Annotated in this window: 14 protein-coding genes and 1 riboswitch; of the genes, 6 read left to right on the top strand and 8 right to left on the bottom strand. The window is 41.7% G+C overall.

Annotated features, from left to right (window positions below):
* Positions 1–11: 11 nt before the first annotated feature.
* Complete coding sequence (locus tag CLV42_RS23605; RefSeq protein WP_106604392.1) at positions 12–296, bottom strand: hypothetical protein; 285 nt, start codon at positions 294–296, stop codon at positions 12–14.
* Between the two features lie 183 nt (positions 297–479).
* Positions 480–854, bottom strand: a complete 375-nt coding sequence (locus tag CLV42_RS23600) for a winged helix-turn-helix transcriptional regulator (RefSeq protein WP_106604424.1) — start codon at positions 852–854, stop codon at positions 480–482.
* A gap of 126 nt (positions 855–980) precedes the next feature.
* Here CLV42_RS23600 and CLV42_RS23595 point away from each other — a divergent pair, with 126 nt between their 5' ends.
* Positions 981–1,964 carry a quinone oxidoreductase family protein gene (locus tag CLV42_RS23595; protein WP_106604391.1) on the top strand — a complete coding sequence of 328 codons (984 nt, stop codon included), beginning with the start codon at positions 981–983 and terminating at the stop codon, positions 1,962–1,964.
* A 178-nt stretch (positions 1,965–2,142) separates the two neighbouring features.
* Here the strand turns inward: CLV42_RS23595 and CLV42_RS23590 are convergent, their stop codons facing one another.
* Both CLV42_RS23590 and CLV42_RS23585 read right to left on the bottom strand, forming a co-directional pair.
* Positions 2,143–3,165: an LLM class flavin-dependent oxidoreductase gene (locus CLV42_RS23590; RefSeq protein ID WP_106604390.1), complete on the bottom strand. Its 1,023-nt coding sequence runs from the start codon at positions 3,163–3,165 to the stop codon at positions 2,143–2,145.
* 132 nt (positions 3,166–3,297) lie between these two features.
* Positions 3,298–5,034, bottom strand: a complete 1,737-nt coding sequence (locus CLV42_RS23585; protein WP_106604389.1) for a hypothetical protein — start codon at positions 5,032–5,034, stop codon at positions 3,298–3,300.
* Between the two features lie 425 nt (positions 5,035–5,459).
* A riboswitch (cobalamin riboswitch) is annotated at positions 5,460–5,651 on the top strand.
* A 162-nt stretch (positions 5,652–5,813) separates the two neighbouring features.
* Here CLV42_RS23585 and CLV42_RS23580 point away from each other — a divergent pair.
* Entirely contained in the window at positions 5,814–8,198 is a 2,385-nt protein-coding gene (locus tag CLV42_RS23580) for a TonB-dependent receptor (protein ID WP_106604388.1), read from the top strand.
* Positions 8,199–8,201: 3 nt separating this feature from the next.
* Positions 8,202–9,713 carry a PepSY domain-containing protein gene (locus tag CLV42_RS23575; RefSeq protein WP_106604387.1) on the top strand — a complete coding sequence of 504 codons (1,512 nt, stop codon included), beginning with the start codon at positions 8,202–8,204 and terminating at the stop codon, positions 9,711–9,713.
* A gap of 64 nt (positions 9,714–9,777) precedes the next feature.
* Here the strand turns inward: CLV42_RS23575 and CLV42_RS23570 are convergent, their stop codons facing one another.
* Complete coding sequence (locus CLV42_RS23570) at positions 9,778–10,224, bottom strand: hypothetical protein (protein ID WP_106604423.1); 447 nt, start codon at positions 10,222–10,224, stop codon at positions 9,778–9,780.
* A gap of 279 nt (positions 10,225–10,503) precedes the next feature.
* Between CLV42_RS23570 and CLV42_RS23565 the strand changes: the two genes are divergently transcribed.
* Together CLV42_RS23565 and CLV42_RS23560 are read left to right on the top strand one after the other, a co-directional pair.
* Entirely contained in the window at positions 10,504–11,091 is a 588-nt protein-coding gene (locus tag CLV42_RS23565) for a DUF4202 domain-containing protein (protein WP_106604386.1), read from the top strand.
* An 11-nt stretch (positions 11,092–11,102) separates the two neighbouring features.
* Positions 11,103–11,678, top strand: a complete 576-nt coding sequence (locus tag CLV42_RS23560; RefSeq protein WP_106604385.1) for a hypothetical protein — start codon at positions 11,103–11,105, stop codon at positions 11,676–11,678.
* 180 nt (positions 11,679–11,858) lie between these two features.
* Here the strand turns inward: CLV42_RS23560 and CLV42_RS23555 are convergent, their stop codons facing one another.
* Both CLV42_RS23555 and CLV42_RS23550 read right to left on the bottom strand, forming a co-directional pair.
* Complete coding sequence (locus CLV42_RS23555) at positions 11,859–12,914, bottom strand: hypothetical protein (RefSeq protein ID WP_106604384.1); 1,056 nt, start codon at positions 12,912–12,914, stop codon at positions 11,859–11,861.
* Between the two features lie 279 nt (positions 12,915–13,193).
* Positions 13,194–14,897, bottom strand: a complete 1,704-nt coding sequence (locus CLV42_RS23550) for a hypothetical protein (protein WP_106604383.1) — start codon at positions 14,895–14,897, stop codon at positions 13,194–13,196.
* Between the two features lie 222 nt (positions 14,898–15,119).
* On the opposite strand from CLV42_RS23550, the gene CLV42_RS23545 reads away from it, so the two are divergent.
* On the top strand, positions 15,120–15,665 hold the full coding sequence (locus tag CLV42_RS23545; RefSeq protein ID WP_146154463.1) for a hypothetical protein: 546 nt from the start codon (positions 15,120–15,122) through the stop codon (positions 15,663–15,665).
* Between the two features lie 31 nt (positions 15,666–15,696).
* Here CLV42_RS23545 and CLV42_RS23540 read toward each other — a convergent pair whose 3' ends face one another.
* A complete protein-coding gene (locus tag CLV42_RS23540) occupies positions 15,697–16,749 on the bottom strand; it encodes an RNA 2'-phosphotransferase (protein WP_170117621.1) in 1,053 nt (350 codons plus the stop codon).
* Positions 16,750–16,874: the final 125 nt, after the last annotated feature.

Genomic DNA, 16,874 nt, shown 5'->3' with positions numbered 1-16,874 from the left:
TCTTCACTTTCCTACTCTTCCTCATCTGCATCAGCTTCATCAAATTCATCGGGGAGGATCACACACTCAATGTATAGTGTACCGATAAATTGCTTGAATTTCTTCCGCATCAGGTCGAAAATTTCAGAAGGTGCTTTGTCCTTCTGATAGTATGTTTTAAAAGTTTCTATCGGGATGCCAAGTTCGGCAGCGATGGCCGCATCTGTCAGGGTTATACCGGCGTCTTGTGCCCGCTCTATTAGTCTATCGATAGTTGCAGGAAACACCTCTCGTACATTCTCTTTTTTTTTCCTCATTATCAATGGTTTGCTTAGAATTGGAACGTTTAGGAATATCGGCTTATGCCTGACTTACTGATCAGACCTGGATCAAAAGTCAGTTTTGCCGCAAAAGTAGTTAAAACCGGGAAATTTTCTTTTACATTATTAAGTTTCCTATATTATAAGGCCAGGTCATAAAGAAATGACCTGGGGCAGCACTTATTTTGTGCCGACTTCCTTTACAATACGCTTTTTATGTGCTGTACCCCAACGTGCCATCTCGTCTAATAAAGGTTTCAGCGATTTTCCATATGCTGTAAGCTCATATTCTACCGTGATAGGCTTCGTATTCCGGACGGTGCGACTGACCAATCCATTAATTTCCAGATGCTGTAATTCTTTGGATAACATTTTAGTGCCAATACCATTTAACAGGCGCTGTAGTTCCAGGTAGCGCATCTTCCTGAATACCAGCATTGCAATGATGGATATCCTCCATTTGCCGGTCAGTATGTACTGTGTATCTTCAATGGCTTTAAAATGCTGTATACATGCTTTTGACAACGTTTCTTCAGTAAGCCTTGATGTTCCCATGAGACAAATGTAACTACTTCCGCGGGGGAAAAACACTTCCCTGGAGGGAAGTACTTCCTTAAAGGGACCTGGCATTCATCATAAGGTGGAGTGCGAATAGATTTGCAGGAACAAAAAAAACCTTAGATGAGTATCTTAACAAAAAGTGGTGTTGTTCTTATTGAACAACCCGGAGGGCCGGAAGTTCTGAAATATGAAACAATTGATTTAGCCGGCCCGCGTTCGAATGAAGTATTAATTGAGCAAAAAGCCATTGCCGTAAACTTCCTGGATGTTTTCTTCAGAAGTGGGAGATTCCCACTACCGGCATATCCTGCGCCAATCGGCCTGGAAGCCGCTGGCATAGTAACAGCCATTGGTGAGGGTGTAACATCGTTCGCAGTGGGGGATAGGGTGGCCTACTATGCCACCACGGGGGCATATGCACAAAAAAGAGTGATCAGCGTTGATGATATCTTTAGATTACCTGATAATATCACTTTTGATGTAGCGGCTGCAGTTATGGTAAAAGGCCTTACGGCCAAAATGCTGATCAGGGATGGTTATGCGGTTAAAGCCGGGCAGTACGTACTTATTCCTGCAATGATGGGAGGCGTAGGTACGTTGTTAAGTGCATGGGCGAAGTCGCTGGGCGCTATTGTTATAGGCACGGTAGGGAGTCCGGCTAAAAAGCAGTTGGCAGAACAACGGGGTTATGAGCATGTAATTGATTTACAAAATGAAGATCTTATTGCCTGTGTGAATGTTATCACAGGCGGTGCCGGTGTGGATGTGATATATGACAGTGTTGGCAAAGACATCTTTGACAGATCCATGGATCTGATCAAAACGGGTGGCACCTTTGTATCTTATGGCGGCGCATCCGGCTGGCCAGAGGTAGATGCGCTGCCGCTTGATCAAAAAAACATTCATTTCGTACAGGCTCAGCTCAATAACTATCCGGGGTATCAGCATAAGAAAGGCGAAGCGATGAAAGAGGTATTCGAACAGGTTGAGAAGGGCATATTCGATGTACAACATCTTTTAGTCTATTCTCTGGCTGATGCAGCTTTAGCACATGCTGACATGGAATCCCGGAAGACTACCGGCAGTATCATTCTTAAGCCTTAGCAGGTACTGCGAGGCATCTTTATTGCATGTGATGATAGTAGTTGGCTAAGTGACAGATATATGGTGAAGGGAACATTAAACCTTGCACTATAGATAGTAATAAAAAGCCTTCAAGTCCGAAGATTTGAAGGCTTTTTAATTTCCCGCAGGCAAAATATGAACTTCGCCACCATACAATTTAACGCCAGCCCAGTCCGGGTGCGACATACTTCAGAATAGACGAGAGCACGTGTATATTGTAGTCAACTCCCAGGGTATTGGGAATTGTCAAAAGCAGTGTATCAGCTTCCTGAATAGCCTCGTCCTGTGCCAACTCTTTAATGAGCTGATCTGGTTCCCCGGCATAGCTTTTTCCGAAAATGGCGCGTTTATCTTTTTCAATGAAACCAATTTTGTCGGCTCCATTGCTTTCGCGCCCAAAGAAATGCCTGTCCTGGTCATTTATCAATGCAAATATAGATCGGCTCACTGAAACCCTTGGTTCGCGCTGATGTCCTGCTTTTTTCCATGCTTCTTTGTACAACCTGATCTGTTCTGCCTGTTGTATGTGGAATGGCTTCCCGCTTTCGTCGAATTTCAGGGTAGAACTTTGCAGGTGCATTCCGTTTTCGGCAGCCCAGATAGCAGTGGCATTGGAGCCCGCGCCCCACCAGATGCGCTCGCGCAATCCCTCAGAATGGGGTTCCAATCGTAGCAAGCCTGGTGGATTAGGAAACATCGGGTGGGGGTTTGGCTGTGCAAATCCGACACCTTTCAGTTTATCCAAAAACTGCAAGGCTTTCCTGCGTCCCATGTCAGCGTCAGTCTCACCTTCCGCTGGTTCATATTCAAAATAACGCCATCCGTCGATTACCTGTTCCGGCGACCCTCTGCTGATTCCCAGTTGCAATCGTCCGCCCGAAATCAAATCGGCGGCTCCGGCGTCTTCCACCATATAGAGGGGGTTTTCATAACGCATGTCAATAACGCCCGTTCCAATCTCAATGCTGCTCGTTTTGGCGCCGATGGCGGAAAGCAAAGGAAATGGAGATGCTAATTGAGCTGCGAAATGATGTACCCGAAAATATGCACCATCTAAACCGATTTCTTCGGCAGCGACAGCCAGATCAATTGACTGAAGCAATGTGTCGGCTGCCGTACGGGTTTGATAGCCTGGATGATTGGACCAATGTCCGAATGATAAAAATCCGATTTTCTTCATACTTCTCTTTTCGATTGTAAAAAAGCCATTGCAAAGATAGCTATTATATCATTGACAGGTACCTGATAACCCGGTCCAAATAAACGCAGAAATTCCGGGTATCTAATTTAGTTTGAAAGGACTTTGACCTCTTTATGCCGCTTGACGTGCCTTAGCATATTTAAAATTCTTAATGACTATCAGGTAGTACACATTTATATTCTTCTCCAAGCTTAAATTTAATTTTCGCATTCTTAAATCCAGCATTCTCTTAAATATGTTTATTTGTTCAATTTTGACGCCTTGTTTTTTGAGCCCTTCTTCGTCAATTAGGATGTATAAGTCAAGTGCCTGTGCATTTAGCCTCGGATCCTTCAAATAGCTTTCAATCTGATCGTTTACCAGCAGTTTTTTAACATAGGAAAATGTGGCCCTGTTCCTTATGTATTTTACCTCACCGATCAAATTGCCTTCATTCCCTTCATAATACCAGTCAGGACGATTGTTTTTTGCTTTAGAGCATTGAGCCTGAATATTTAAATCAAGGTCTTTTATTTTATTAAACAGAATGTTGTCACTCCAATGTATTTCTTTGGAGGGGCCTCCTTCTACAGAATGATACTTTAAAAAATTACTTTTTGAACGATATAGATCAGAATCCAGATATGTTTTAATAGTTGAATAAATTGATTCTCTGGCCTGCTTAAATGATAAATTATCCTTTAAGATTGTCTGTTTTACAATTGGAGCGGTCAGCATTGAAGACGGATCCTCATTTGGTTCTTTTACCATGCTATAATAAATGTCCGGCAGATTTCCTATGTTAATCTGGTCTTTATAATAGAGTTGCTGTTCATTACTGTGAACATCGAAAGACAATAGGCCGTCACTGATTAATGGATTTTTTACTATTTCAAACTGATCCAATATTTTTTTTACATTCAAGAACGAAAAGTATCTTTCCGGTTTTACACCTTTGCTTTCTGCATTTGCTAACAGACATTTGAGGTATTCTTTTTCGATATATAATTTAGTCCTGAATTGATCTATCTTTAATGTTGGCTTTATTAAAGTCCTTCTTGTATCAACGAGGTTTACTTTTTCGGTGATAACAACATACGGGATATTCTGCTGTTCAAGACGGGCAGTTAATAAAGACGTATGCCTCATGCCCTCTATACAAAATACGCGTTTATATTTTTCATAGTGATTTTTTGTATTGTAGGCAATCGTATCTGTTCGTTTGCTGACCAGCTTTAAAAAGTTTAGTTGTCTATCGTAACAACGCTTATATAAAGAGTTGTTGTCTTTTTTACTACGAAAATAATATTCGAGATTTTCAATATCCTGTTCAGTACTTATAACAGCAGTGGATGCCGCAAAGTAATTCATATTTAATAGGTAGATCAAAGGGCTGTCTGATAGCTCTTTACAGGCTTGATAATCTCTTGGATTTTCTGAAGGCAATAATTCGAATCCATAGCCTAGATGAAGAAATTCTGCATTGCTTATACTAGAACTATCATCGTAATTATACTCATTAATTACAAGTGACTTTAATAGTTTTAGATAAATCTGTCGTTCTTCTATCTGCGCGGCGTCAAAAGAAATGACTTTTGATCTGAGCGGGTAATATAGTCCTTCCAGGACGATTTTATTAATAGGGATCTCACCCTTGTTATTTTTACTAATTGACAACAACTGGTTAATAGCGTTGTACTGGTTCATGTGATTTTCTTCCAGGATAACGACACCGTCTTTTGAAAGTGGCTTATAGCTGGCAGAAATAATGAAATTACTGTCGAGGTTTTGGTGTACTGAATGATATAAGGTATGGTCTTGGCCTTTGGTAGATATAAATAATAGGCACAGTGTTGTCAGTGCCAACATGAACTTTCGCATTTTTGTAAGCATTAATAAGTTGAAATGATGGATGGTTGTAAATGTGTAGGCCGCTTGGACGCCCCGACAATTTGGTCAATAGAAATGTTAGAATTGATGTATGGCCATAAACAATTAAAGTGCTGGAAAATCATTTTCCCATTGCATCTATATAACCATGATAAAGCTAGATTTATTCTAATGCAATATTGTTAATTAGGTGTTAATGATCGCAGATTTTATACTCAGAGTGAAAGAGGACTTCAAGTCTTTTGATTTAAGCAGCTCCCGGCTTTGCGGAGAGTAGAGGGATTCAGACTCCTATAGAATATGATCAATTAGTCTTCTCCTTTTGTAGAATAGTATTTGTTCCGGATTTTAATCTCAATCTTGATTTATTCCTATATCTTCGCGACCCAAAGAAGTTCTTTACTTTATTTTCCAACGGGAAGGGTTTTGCTTTTCAGTAGATTAATAGGGAATCGTGTGTAAATCACGAGCTGTCGCGCAACTGTAAGTAACTACCAAAGTTTATATCGAACATATCCACTGTCCGCCACCAGGCGGATGGGAAGGATGGTATAAATGTTACAAGTCAGGAGACCTGCCTTTTCCAGTGGACGACGCTTTCGCGCAATAGAGCAGGTCGGTCTGGATTATATTTATAATGGTTGTTGGATACCCCTCAACACCAGCGCAGTCTGGCGCGTCCTCCTCCTGCTCATTTCCGAAAGTGCCGTAAAATGCTGCAAAGAGCTTTTAACTCATTTAATCTATAAGTTAGAAGTATGCAAACACCTACATTCTGCTGTTCGCGGACTAACAGCAAACAGGCACAAAATTCATTTTCATTCCTTCTCTCGGTCTTTTTTTTATTGTCTTCTGTACTGAGTTTCGGTGCTGCACCGGGCCGGGTCAGCGGCTCTATTCAAAGTGAGAAGGGAGACGCCATCGCTGGTATCAGTGTGCGGCTGGAAGGTACCAGCTATGCTACCGTCACCGATGGAGATGGCCGGTTTGACATCAGGAATGTTCCGGCAGGAAGTTATACGTTCCTGGCCAGTGGCATAGGCCACCAGGCGAAGAAGGAAAACATCGTCGTAAAGGAAGGACAGGTGCTCGAATTGAATTACAAGCTCAATATCAGTACGAACGAACTCTCTGAGGTAGTGAGTAGCACAGTCAGACGACAAGCTTTTTCAACGGTCAACAAGATTGACGTACCGCTTCGCGATATGCCGGTCACTACATCGACAGTATCAGTAAAAACCATTGAGCAACGCGGAGTTGACGATCTGGGCGAAGCAATGAAGAACACTACCGGCGTGAGGGCCAATAATACCTACGGCGGCTTCCAGCATTTCACGATCAGGGGCTTTTCGAATTTTGTGTTGTTGGTGGATGGTGTGCGTGACGAACGTCATAACATTTCCACCAGTGCTCCGAATACTAATCTGGCGAATGTCGAGTCTATTGAGGTGCTAAAAGGGCCAGCTTCTGTCTTGTTCGGGCATTCAGCGCTGGGAGGGATTATCAACATTGTCAGAAAAAGACCGACTGCAGGTTTCAAAGCAGATTTTTCTGCCAGCTATGGTAGCTTCAACACGAGAAGGATCCGTGCGGGTGCAGGCGGCCCTATCAACGATAAACTGCGTTACCGTGTAGATTTTGGCATCTCCGGCACCGATGGGTACAGACATGCCGGATCGAATACCAACAACGGTTATCTGGCACTGGAATATACGCCGACCAACAAAGATCAGTTCTATCTGACCATTGGCGCCAATAAGGATATTTACGACACTGATGCTGGCATACCGATGCTGGAAGGCAGTAAAGTAGCGCCAGGAATGGATGTCAATACCCGTTACAACGATCCCCAGGATTTTCTCAAACATACCCGCTACGATTTTCAGCTGAAATACACCCGCCAGTTAGCAAACAACCTGCGACTGTCAGACCAGCTCTCATACTACGATGACAATATCAACTATTTCTCAACGGAAGAGCTGAGCTTTAACGCGACGATGGATTCATTGCAGCGGTCGTTCCCGTTTTACTTTAACCACCTGACAAAGCCCTGGCAAAATCAGCTGGAACTGACTTATGATTTCAACATAGGGCCGATCGGACATAAGTTACTGGCAGGATATTCGGTCAGCATACTGGATAGAAAGACTTACAACGGAGATATTTCCGGCCCTGGTCTCCATGCAACTATCCCCGTTAAGAGCCCGGTGCTGAACCAGGGTTACCTGAGCTATACTGATGTGAACTACCGCGCGACCATGGAGAATGTCCATGGGATCTATCTGCAGGATTTTATTCGTTTTTCTGATCAACTGAAAGGTGTCGCTGGCCTTCGTTATGACATCTTTGATGGGACTTATTACACTGACAAAGTAGATGCAAGCCGTCACGTAACAGCGCACGGTGTAGAGTCGAACATTTCGAAATCGGCATTGACCTACAGACTGGGACTCGTGTATCAGCCAATCGAGCCATTGTCAGTTTACGGGTCATTCTCTACCTATTTCAAACCTTCGCGTAGAGTGGCCCCGAATGGTGAGACTTTCGATCCGGAAACCGGGTATCAGGGAGAAGTCGGCAGTAGGTTGGAGCTTTCCACAAAATGGTCGGGAAATCTTGCATGTTATTACATGCGAAAGAACAATCAGCTGGAAGCGCTTCCGGAAGGAATTTACAAGCGGATTGGTTCGGTGGAATCAAAAGGTTTTGAGCTGGAAGTAAACGGCAGCTTGCTACCGGGGTTAGATGTAACGGCGGGATATACTTTCTCGAACGCGAAGATCCTTCCTTTTTCATCTGGCGAAACCAATGCGGTAGCTGGTAAGACCGTTGCCTTTGCTCCGAAGCATCTTGTTAATGCCTGGGTTAATTATGAGATCCAGAACGGAGCTGCGAAAGGAATCAGCATTGGAGGCGGTGCTAATTATATGAGTGAAACTTTCACAAACAGCTCCAATAGCTTCGTTTTGCCAGCTTATACCGTTTTCGACGCTGCGCTGGGCTATCGCGTTGGACGGATCGGACTGAGAGTGAATGTGAACAATGTCTTTAACGAGAAATACTTCGCCAACGCGATTTTCGCTAATCAGTTCTCACCGGGAACTACCAGAAACTTTCTTGTTACAGTACGTTACAGTCTTTAATGCATGAAAACTACTATTAAATTTTTTTTGCTGGTTCATCGCTACCTGGGCTTTGCTTTGAGCTTACTTTTCGTTGTATGGTTTCTGTCAGGTTTCGCGATGATGTACGTGCGGTATCCAACGATGCGGCAGCATGAAAAATTGCAAAACCTAGCACCGGTGGACTTGCAGTTATGTAAGCTGAATTTAAATGAGGCATTGGTAATCGCTGGCGTGAAAGACACAATGCGGACGGTTCGGTTGGGTATGATGCTCGGCCGGCCGGTTTACCGTCTTACGACCACCAGGGGCGATTACAAAGCCGTATTTGCGGACAACGGGGAGCTATTTTCAGGAACAGATTCCGTGCTGGCGGATAAGCTGGCCAGCACCTTCGGGAAGCCATGTAGGGTGCGCAAGACAGCCGTATTGACCCAAATTGATCAGTGGATGGCAGGAGCGCGGTCGCAGGGCTACACTACACCGGTGTACCAGATGCAGATGGATGATGATGAAGATACTTACATGTATGTGTCTGTGCAAACCGGAGAAGTTGTTCAGCGAGTTAACGCCCGCCAGCGCTTTCTGGCCTGGTTAGGCCCCATACCGCATTGGATCTATCTGACTGTGCTGCTAAGGAACCGGTCGCTCTGGAATGATATTATCATCTGGATATCCTCGTTAGGTGTCATTATGTGTATTGCAGGTATTGTTATGGGATTGGTCAGGTATAAGCGAAAGGATAAGTCCTCTCTCGCATTCAGTCCATACAAAAAGCGCTGGTTTCGCTGGCATCATTACACTGGCTTTATATTCGGCATTGTTGTTTTCACCTGGGTATTCAGCGGATTGTTGTCAATGACGCCGTGGGACTGGGCCCCAATGACCAGGCTTGACATAGAGGAAACAGCGCAATGGACAGGTGGACCGATGAAAGCGGCACTATTCAGCTTGTCCCCATCGAAGGTCATCCAGCGTCTGAATAATGAGATCTCAGTTAAGGAAATTCATTTGATACAATTAAACGGCAAACCTTACTATCTGGCATATGAAGACGATGATCATACACGCCTGATGCCGGCAGATGTTGATAGTGGCACACCTTTCGAAAAGTTCGATTATCGACCGTTCATAAAAATGGTGCAGGCACTGAATCCGGGCATAGGGATCAAGGAAAGCAAGGTACTTAGTGAGTATGACGATTACTATTACTCGAAGTATAATGAAAAACGATTGCCAGTTCTGCGTGTGAAGATGTCTACGCTGCAGGAAACCTGGTACTATGTAGATTTAAAGACCGGCCAGGTGGTTTTAAAGCATGAGAAATTGAGCAGGCTTGAACGATGGTTGTACCACGGGCTCCATAGCCTGGATTTTAAATGGCTGGTTTACAGACGACCATTGTGGGATTTCGTTGTTGGGGTACTGATGATTGGCGGGCTGAGTGTCAGTGTTACCGGATTGGTGCTGACGTGGAAGTGGATAAAGCGAAAAGCAAATCTAAAACCCGCTCCAAAAAAGCGCTTAAAATTGTAACGCTGTATTGATGTTGAGGTGGTGCCACCTCAACATCAATACAGCATTTGAAAAAAGGTTAAGTTTAGACTTCCTTAGGTTCTACTTCTTCATTTTTTGAAGGAATAAGGCCCCAGATCAATGCCCCAATAATCAATAGCGCAACTATTTTACCGCCATATCTTGTGTAGAAAGGCAATTTATTAAGTTGTTCTTTATTTAGCTTTTGTGACGCCAGGATCGCATCTATTTTGTCTTGAGGCAGGTCATAGAAAGCGTCTTTTTTTTCATCAAAAAGAACCAATTTAGGTTCTTCGGTGACGTATAATGGAAGGAAGTAAGCAATGTTGTATTCTTTATGAAATGTTGCCAGGTCAATAAAATTGCCATCGTCTGCTTTAAATTCATCTGTATTGGGTAAGTCATACACTTTGTCTAATACTTCTCTTTCCCCAAAAGGAATTCTAATGCCTGCAAAAACAGCCGTTGAGGAAAACGTAATTACCAAAGCGATAAAAGTTAGACGGATCATGGGTGTCATGCTGATTTGAGATTACTTATTTAAGGTATTTAAGGTTAATAGCTTCAGACTTGGAGTCTATAGGGCTAAATGTCGGGATAAATATACTTTTTTTATTTATATGATAAAATAAAGTATTACTTATGGTTCATCGATAATTGCCGCCGTTTTTCTGAATAGTGGCGAATTTTAAGACAGTGACGACAAGGAACTTTACTCATGATATATGGTATTCTCTTTATTATATTTGCAATGACTTGAGCGATGACAGTACTAAAATTATAAGTCTTTATGACAAAAATAGAACAGGCTTTTCAATTGTTTGATGCTTATAACCAACAGGACCCTTCCACGATAATGTGGGACGGCAAGCATTATCCATCTGAATATTTTTACGCCATTCAGTTGTATGAATGGGTGAAGAAACTGAATCCGGAAGCCAGCGAGCCGCTTTTACTTGCTTCGAGGTGCCAGCACATAGGGAGATGGGAAATCGATAGGAAAACGTACCCGGAGGGAAGAGTTGGATATCTGACATGGAGAAATGATCAGTCACATTTTCACGCCAGGAAAGCGACAGAAATATTGCAGTCGGTGGGGTATGATGCGGATATCATTGCCCGGGTCAATGAGATTGTACTGAAGAAAAGACTTAAGACAGATACTGAGGTCCAGACGATGGAGGATGCGCTTTGCCTGGTGTTCCTGTCATTCCAGTATGATGATCTTATAAAAAAACATGCAGAAGAAAAGATGATTAATATTCTGCAAAAGACATGGGCAAAAATGAGTGAAGAGGGAAGGAAAGTGGCCTTGTCTCTTAGTTATAGTGATGTTGGGCAGATGCTGTTGAATAAGGCGCTGAATGCGGCGGGATAATAGGAGATAATATGAATGAACTTGAGATTTTCGTTTTGTATGAAAGACGAGGCGGCGCAGTAGTTCCTTTCGTGGATTTAATCGGGAATAGGGATATAATGGATGTAGAAGACTACGAAATAGAGAGCTTTTGGGGTGCTTGCGGTGGAATTCGTATTGTGTTTGATAAGTATCGTATTATTTTCGATTCTGTAGACTTTCACCATTTATTTAAAATCATTGACTTTTTACTTCATAGCCTATACCTGCTAAATGGAAAGGATTCGTTTGGTATATTTTCTATTGATGAGGATTTTCCTAATGATGTGGTAGTTAAAAGTACAGCCGGTCACTCGCTACGGCTCGAAAATTTGAACGGAGATACGCTTTTGCTTAGTTATAAACATCGTGAGATGTCTTATGCGAGAAGGAGAGGTGATCGCTTTTTTGAGGGAATCGCAATTAATAAGGTAGCCTGGAAATCTGCAGCCAGGATAGCGCTCGAGGAGTATTTTTCAGTTTTACTTAATATTGTGAAAGCTTCCGGGAACGCTCCTCGAAATCGCATTGCTATGGAATATTATCAGTACTGGTTAGAAGTAAGGTAATTGGTTGAAAATAAAGCGTTCCCAATAGACAGAGAGGCCTAAACTGGCAAAACTTTAAGATAGATATTCTCGAAAGAAGCCTTCAGATGAATAGTCTGAAGGCTTTAGCGTTTTCTGCAGCGAGTTATATTACTGACGCACTGTGAGGGATTGTCTCCGGCACAGTGTTCCTATGATAAGTTATAGTCTGATGTATTTAAGGGCACGTGAACCGTAAAGGAATGTAAACGAGGAATCTGTCAATTCAGCTAAAGTAAAAGTTTTGTATGTAAGGCCAACGCTGCTATGTGACTTGAAAATAAGTGTCAGCTTTCTACTGGCAGCATCAAATGATAGCGCTCCTATAGTCAGCGTTGTATCGTTATCACTATTTTCGTAATCATAAACATAGTTACTGCAGGTTGAATTTTCCACGTTCAGCACTTTCACGTATTCCTTGTAATCTGCCGTAAAGCCATCTTTGCGGAAAGTGATTCTGTCATCGAAATGGCCAACCTCATAAGGAATGGCCATAGCGGTCGAAGTATTGTTATGAACGAGCAAGCCGTTTACACATTCGTAATAATAACTTACCCTATAACCTGTATCTGGTGACCAACTACACGGCAATTTTTCATCAGGATTGCAACTGCCATATAAATATCTCCATGTGCCTACTAATGAATCATTTACGGCATTGTTTTCCCCGTCAAGCACGATGACCTGTACTGTGGTTACGTTGCTGACATGATTTAATGTATCATAAGCGGCGTATATTAAATGGAAAGTACCCGATTCAATAGAAGCTGGTAGTTTTATTACGATGGCTGAATCGATAAAACCTGTTCCCAAGCCACGGGCTGTATTTCTATCATCTACGCCGGCTCTCCTAAAGCCGCTGGCCTTTGTATAATCAACTTTAAAATAAGATGCTGCACCTGCGATCTGTACATAATAACCAGCTACATTACCAGATAAATTATGAGGAATTATAGTCAGATAGCCGCCTTTAAACACTCCATAAATCTTTGTGAATGGGGTGTCTAATACCGGAGCTGAGGATAAATTGGATGTAGTCGGAAAAACTGCATTTACGATATTGGTTCCGTAGGCAACTTTAATGCCTGCAGTCAATACATCGGGATTTATTCTTGCTAAAGAATCAGGAGAAGATCTTTTGACGTTGTCACCATTTTTGGTACAGGAGTAAAATCCTATAAAAGCTACAATAGTACTTAAGAGTAAGTATTTTTTCATTACGCAAAATTAATAAAATATTTCATATGTGTTGGGTAGCGCAGCTTAGCTATTTATGGGGGAATGATGAACATAGAAGCGGTTAGAAGTATTTTAGACTTTGTGTAGGTGGCTTTAACCGCACCGCTACCTGCTGTATTTCTGTTAGCTTATCAATTTTGAAGCGTCAGCACGCATCTTTGATGCGCCTCATCTTTTTCGTTGTGCATAAAAACGAAAAGAGGTGTAGTATAATGAATGCCACACCTCTTTTCATTTTATGTATATAATGCCAACTCCTTAGAAGTTAACCCATACGACATACGCTTGTTTATCTCTACCTTTTCTTTCGATCATCATTGTTGCAAAAGATTTACCATCTTCAGATGCAGTGTTCATCTCCAGCTGGCAGAACCTGTTTTCATCTTTATTCTTCGGATCTCCGAAGAGGTATGATTTAACCACCTTTGAACCATCAAAGTACGCGTAAACCGTGTTGGTAAGACTGATACGTCCCATACTTTTATTGTCTTTGGTAGTTTCCTTTTCACTTTCAGTATTCTTTACATTGTCGTTATAGATGACGTATTCTTTGTCATTTACAAACATGTAGTCATATGAGTAGAAGCCGGACAGGTTGTTGTAACTGGATCCGCGGCCCCTGAAGTTCCAGTTTGACATTTTACGGCTGTAAATGTCAAACATGTATAGTGTTGCTTCAGCAGTCTGGTCTTTGGCAATGGCGTAGCTACGTAGTTCCTTACCACCCTGGTCCGTATTTACGATGCCCATAGCGCCCAGGTCTGTATAGTAACGGGTAGATGTATGGGTGCTCATATGACCATTAGTCCATGATGTAGAGGTATTTGTGACACTGTAGTTATCCATCTCTTCAAACATATATGTGATGGTATTATCTTCATTCAACTTAAAGTCCTGGATGATGCCAAGGTATTTACGTTTCGTCTTCAGGTGTTCATCTGCATAGGCAGTTAACTTCGGATGTTCTACGAAGTATTTAATCTTCAGCTCCAGTGAAACCGGATCGAAGATGTTCATCTGCAGTACGAAACCTGTAGATCTTTTGCCTTTGTCCATGGTCGGCATACGTTTCACGCTTTCAGCACCGATTGCAGTGAGCATGTACAATTGCTTGTTCGCCTGACTGTATTTCATTACGGTCTCTACTTGTTTGTAGTCGTCAGTATAGTCCAGTATCTTATACTGGAAGCCTTTTGTACCATTCTGCATACGGCCGATGAGAATGCGGGAATCTTCGCCACCGGATGATTTCGTATTAAATGCGTAGCTGCTGATGAATACAAATTCGTCCTTATTGACATACATGTCCGTAAGACTGAGGTACTTATATTTATTTTCCGGGGATTCAAAGTATGAGCGATTGATCTCTTTATGCTCCGGACTATAATGTATCACTTCTAATCTGGCATTACGGTCAGAAGTCATGGTGTTAAAGACGCCCACAGCATAATAGTCGGAGTAGGGATCTTTACTTACAGAAAAATCAGGTACGGGAAGTCCTCCGAATGCCATTCCATAAGCTCTTCCTATGGTAATACGCTGCATGGAGGCGACGATGTCTTCTTTTATTTTCCTACCGGACTTAGCGTCAAACACCATACGATACAGGGTAGGGCGTTTTTTGATAAACTGCTCTATGAAAACCACTGCCTGGCCGTTGATTTCATATATGCCTTTGAGAAGGGCGGTTCTCATTTTTTTCTGTTTCCAGGAGTCTACTTTGTTGTTTACGATTCCTTTGTCGCGATGCTTCTGGTCATAAACGGTAACATCGATTCCTTTTTTGGGTGTAAAATGAAAAAACAGGGTGTTGCCATTTTTCATGAGTATAATTCTGCTCGAACCGCTTTCAGGTTCCTCAAATCCTGAACTACGGGTGTAGGAGGGGGCGTCTGACTGCGCTGTTGCGATAAAAAGCATAAGAAAGCAACAGAGCTTAGTCAGAATAAGCTTCTTAAACATAGATATAGGTATTTTAATGCTGCAAAATTGGGCAAATATTTAAAATGTATATGTTAAAGTTTATATAACGTACATGGTGTCTATTGGCCCCTTCCAAAGAGATATAATAGGGAGAGAGCCGAATGTGTTATTAAATCTATTTTGACATCTGAGTTTGACGCTGTAAATTGGGGTGACGTTAACTTACATATACTCCCATACCGCTGACCTAAAAAGTATAAAATGAGACTTCGCTGCTACCATCTATCATTGACATTTGTTGCTTTGATTACCTTGACAACGACCTTCGGGCAAAGACGGGATGGTAAAAGTAATACACTTTTGGAAATCAGAAATTTATATCAGCAAATCAATAGCTATAAAAACTACAAGACCATCACTATTGACGATGCCGAAGAGTTTTTGGGACATGCTACAGACAATGGTGGCAGTTTGACTGGTTACTATAAAGGAGACACTTTGAAAAAAGTTGTAGAATGGGTTGGACTTTCTAACAGGGTTATTCAAAGCGAGTACTACTTTGAGCAGAACAAATTGTTTTTTGTATACTCAACCGAAAGCAGATACCGGTTTAATGATAGCACACAAAGTTTTGACTATTCAAAGTTAGACAAGACTTTTAATGGACGATATTATTTTAGTAATGGGAAACTGATTGATGCCATCATTAGTGGCGTAAGACATGAAAGCACAAAACAAGAGGATGCCAGCGAATTCCTGGAGTCAAGTGTCGGCTATCTAAAAATGCTAAAAGCAAAACTGAACTAACTGCAGGTAACATAGGGGCGTGCAACTGGCACTACAACGGCACAGCTACCTGATGTATTTCCGTTAGCTTATCAATTTTGAAAATAGGAGTGTTACAAACTATACAATTTATCTCTTCTCCAGTTTTTTTCCCATTTGCGGCCATATTTAGTTCATTACAATGAGGGCAATGAAACCTGATTCCTATTCCATGGGACAGCGAATTTTTGCTGATCTGTAGTTCAGCATCTTCCCGGATTTCTATTTCAAAAGCAGATCTGAGAATAATTTCTTTCTCGTTCTGGATTTGTTCAAAGCCTGTTTTTCTTCCCAGCAATCTATGGCTTTTTGCAGGTCGCTCATAGGTTAGTTCGTTGCATATTAATCTTCCGTCATAAAACCAGTACAATGCTCTTTTACTGTTACATAAATAGCAGTTTTCAACATAAATGGATGGATCTCGATTGAATCCTGGATCTAATACAATGTCGGCATTTGTGATTTTAGTAAAGAAGCTGCTTATTGTTATTATTATTTTCTTTAAACGATCTATTTCATTAAGTGACTTAATTACCATGTATTTGACAGGAACAGTTTTTGTTTGCCAAACATTGTTGTCCGTTAAATAAAATTCATACCCGTCGTTATACATCTCTCCTGCATTTATTTCGAAAACCACGGGTCCTTTTTTATTAGTGTTTTCTACTATGAAAGCAGAATAGTAGTTTGGGTATAAAGGAATCAACTTTCCTGTAGTCCCCAACAATCCCTGCTGTGTAACAGTTTCTTTCAGCTTGAATCTTATTCCATGATAAAGGATGTCAGGGGGCTTTTGACTTTGTTCATCAATATTAACTTCGAAGGAGTGTCCTTGTATAGCTTTGATACTGTTTCCAGTTACCTTAAATCGCTTTTTGTCGCTATATAAGACAACATTCCTTATCGCGTCTTCAGTAATTACCAGATCAATGTTCTTTGCGTTTTGTGTTATTTCGTCAATTTTTGCATATCCATAGGCGTCTAAAGCAATATTGATCGTTTCAGGTTTGTGTCTTAAGATGAGGCTCAAAAACTGACTTAGTTCATATCCGGTTAGTGTCTTCATAATATTGCAGTAGCAGGAATGTTCTTCATTGAAATACAAAACGAAGATAAATACATTTTGACAATTTGCTATATAAGCAATGACCCTGAAAAAGCTTATCCAGCCATTATGACTTTGAGAAATTC

Source organism: Chitinophaga ginsengisoli (genome assembly GCF_003014595.1).
Lineage (GTDB): Bacteria > Bacteroidota > Bacteroidia > Chitinophagales > Chitinophagaceae > Chitinophaga > Chitinophaga ginsengisoli.
This window is presented reverse-complemented; position numbering and strand designations above follow the sequence as displayed.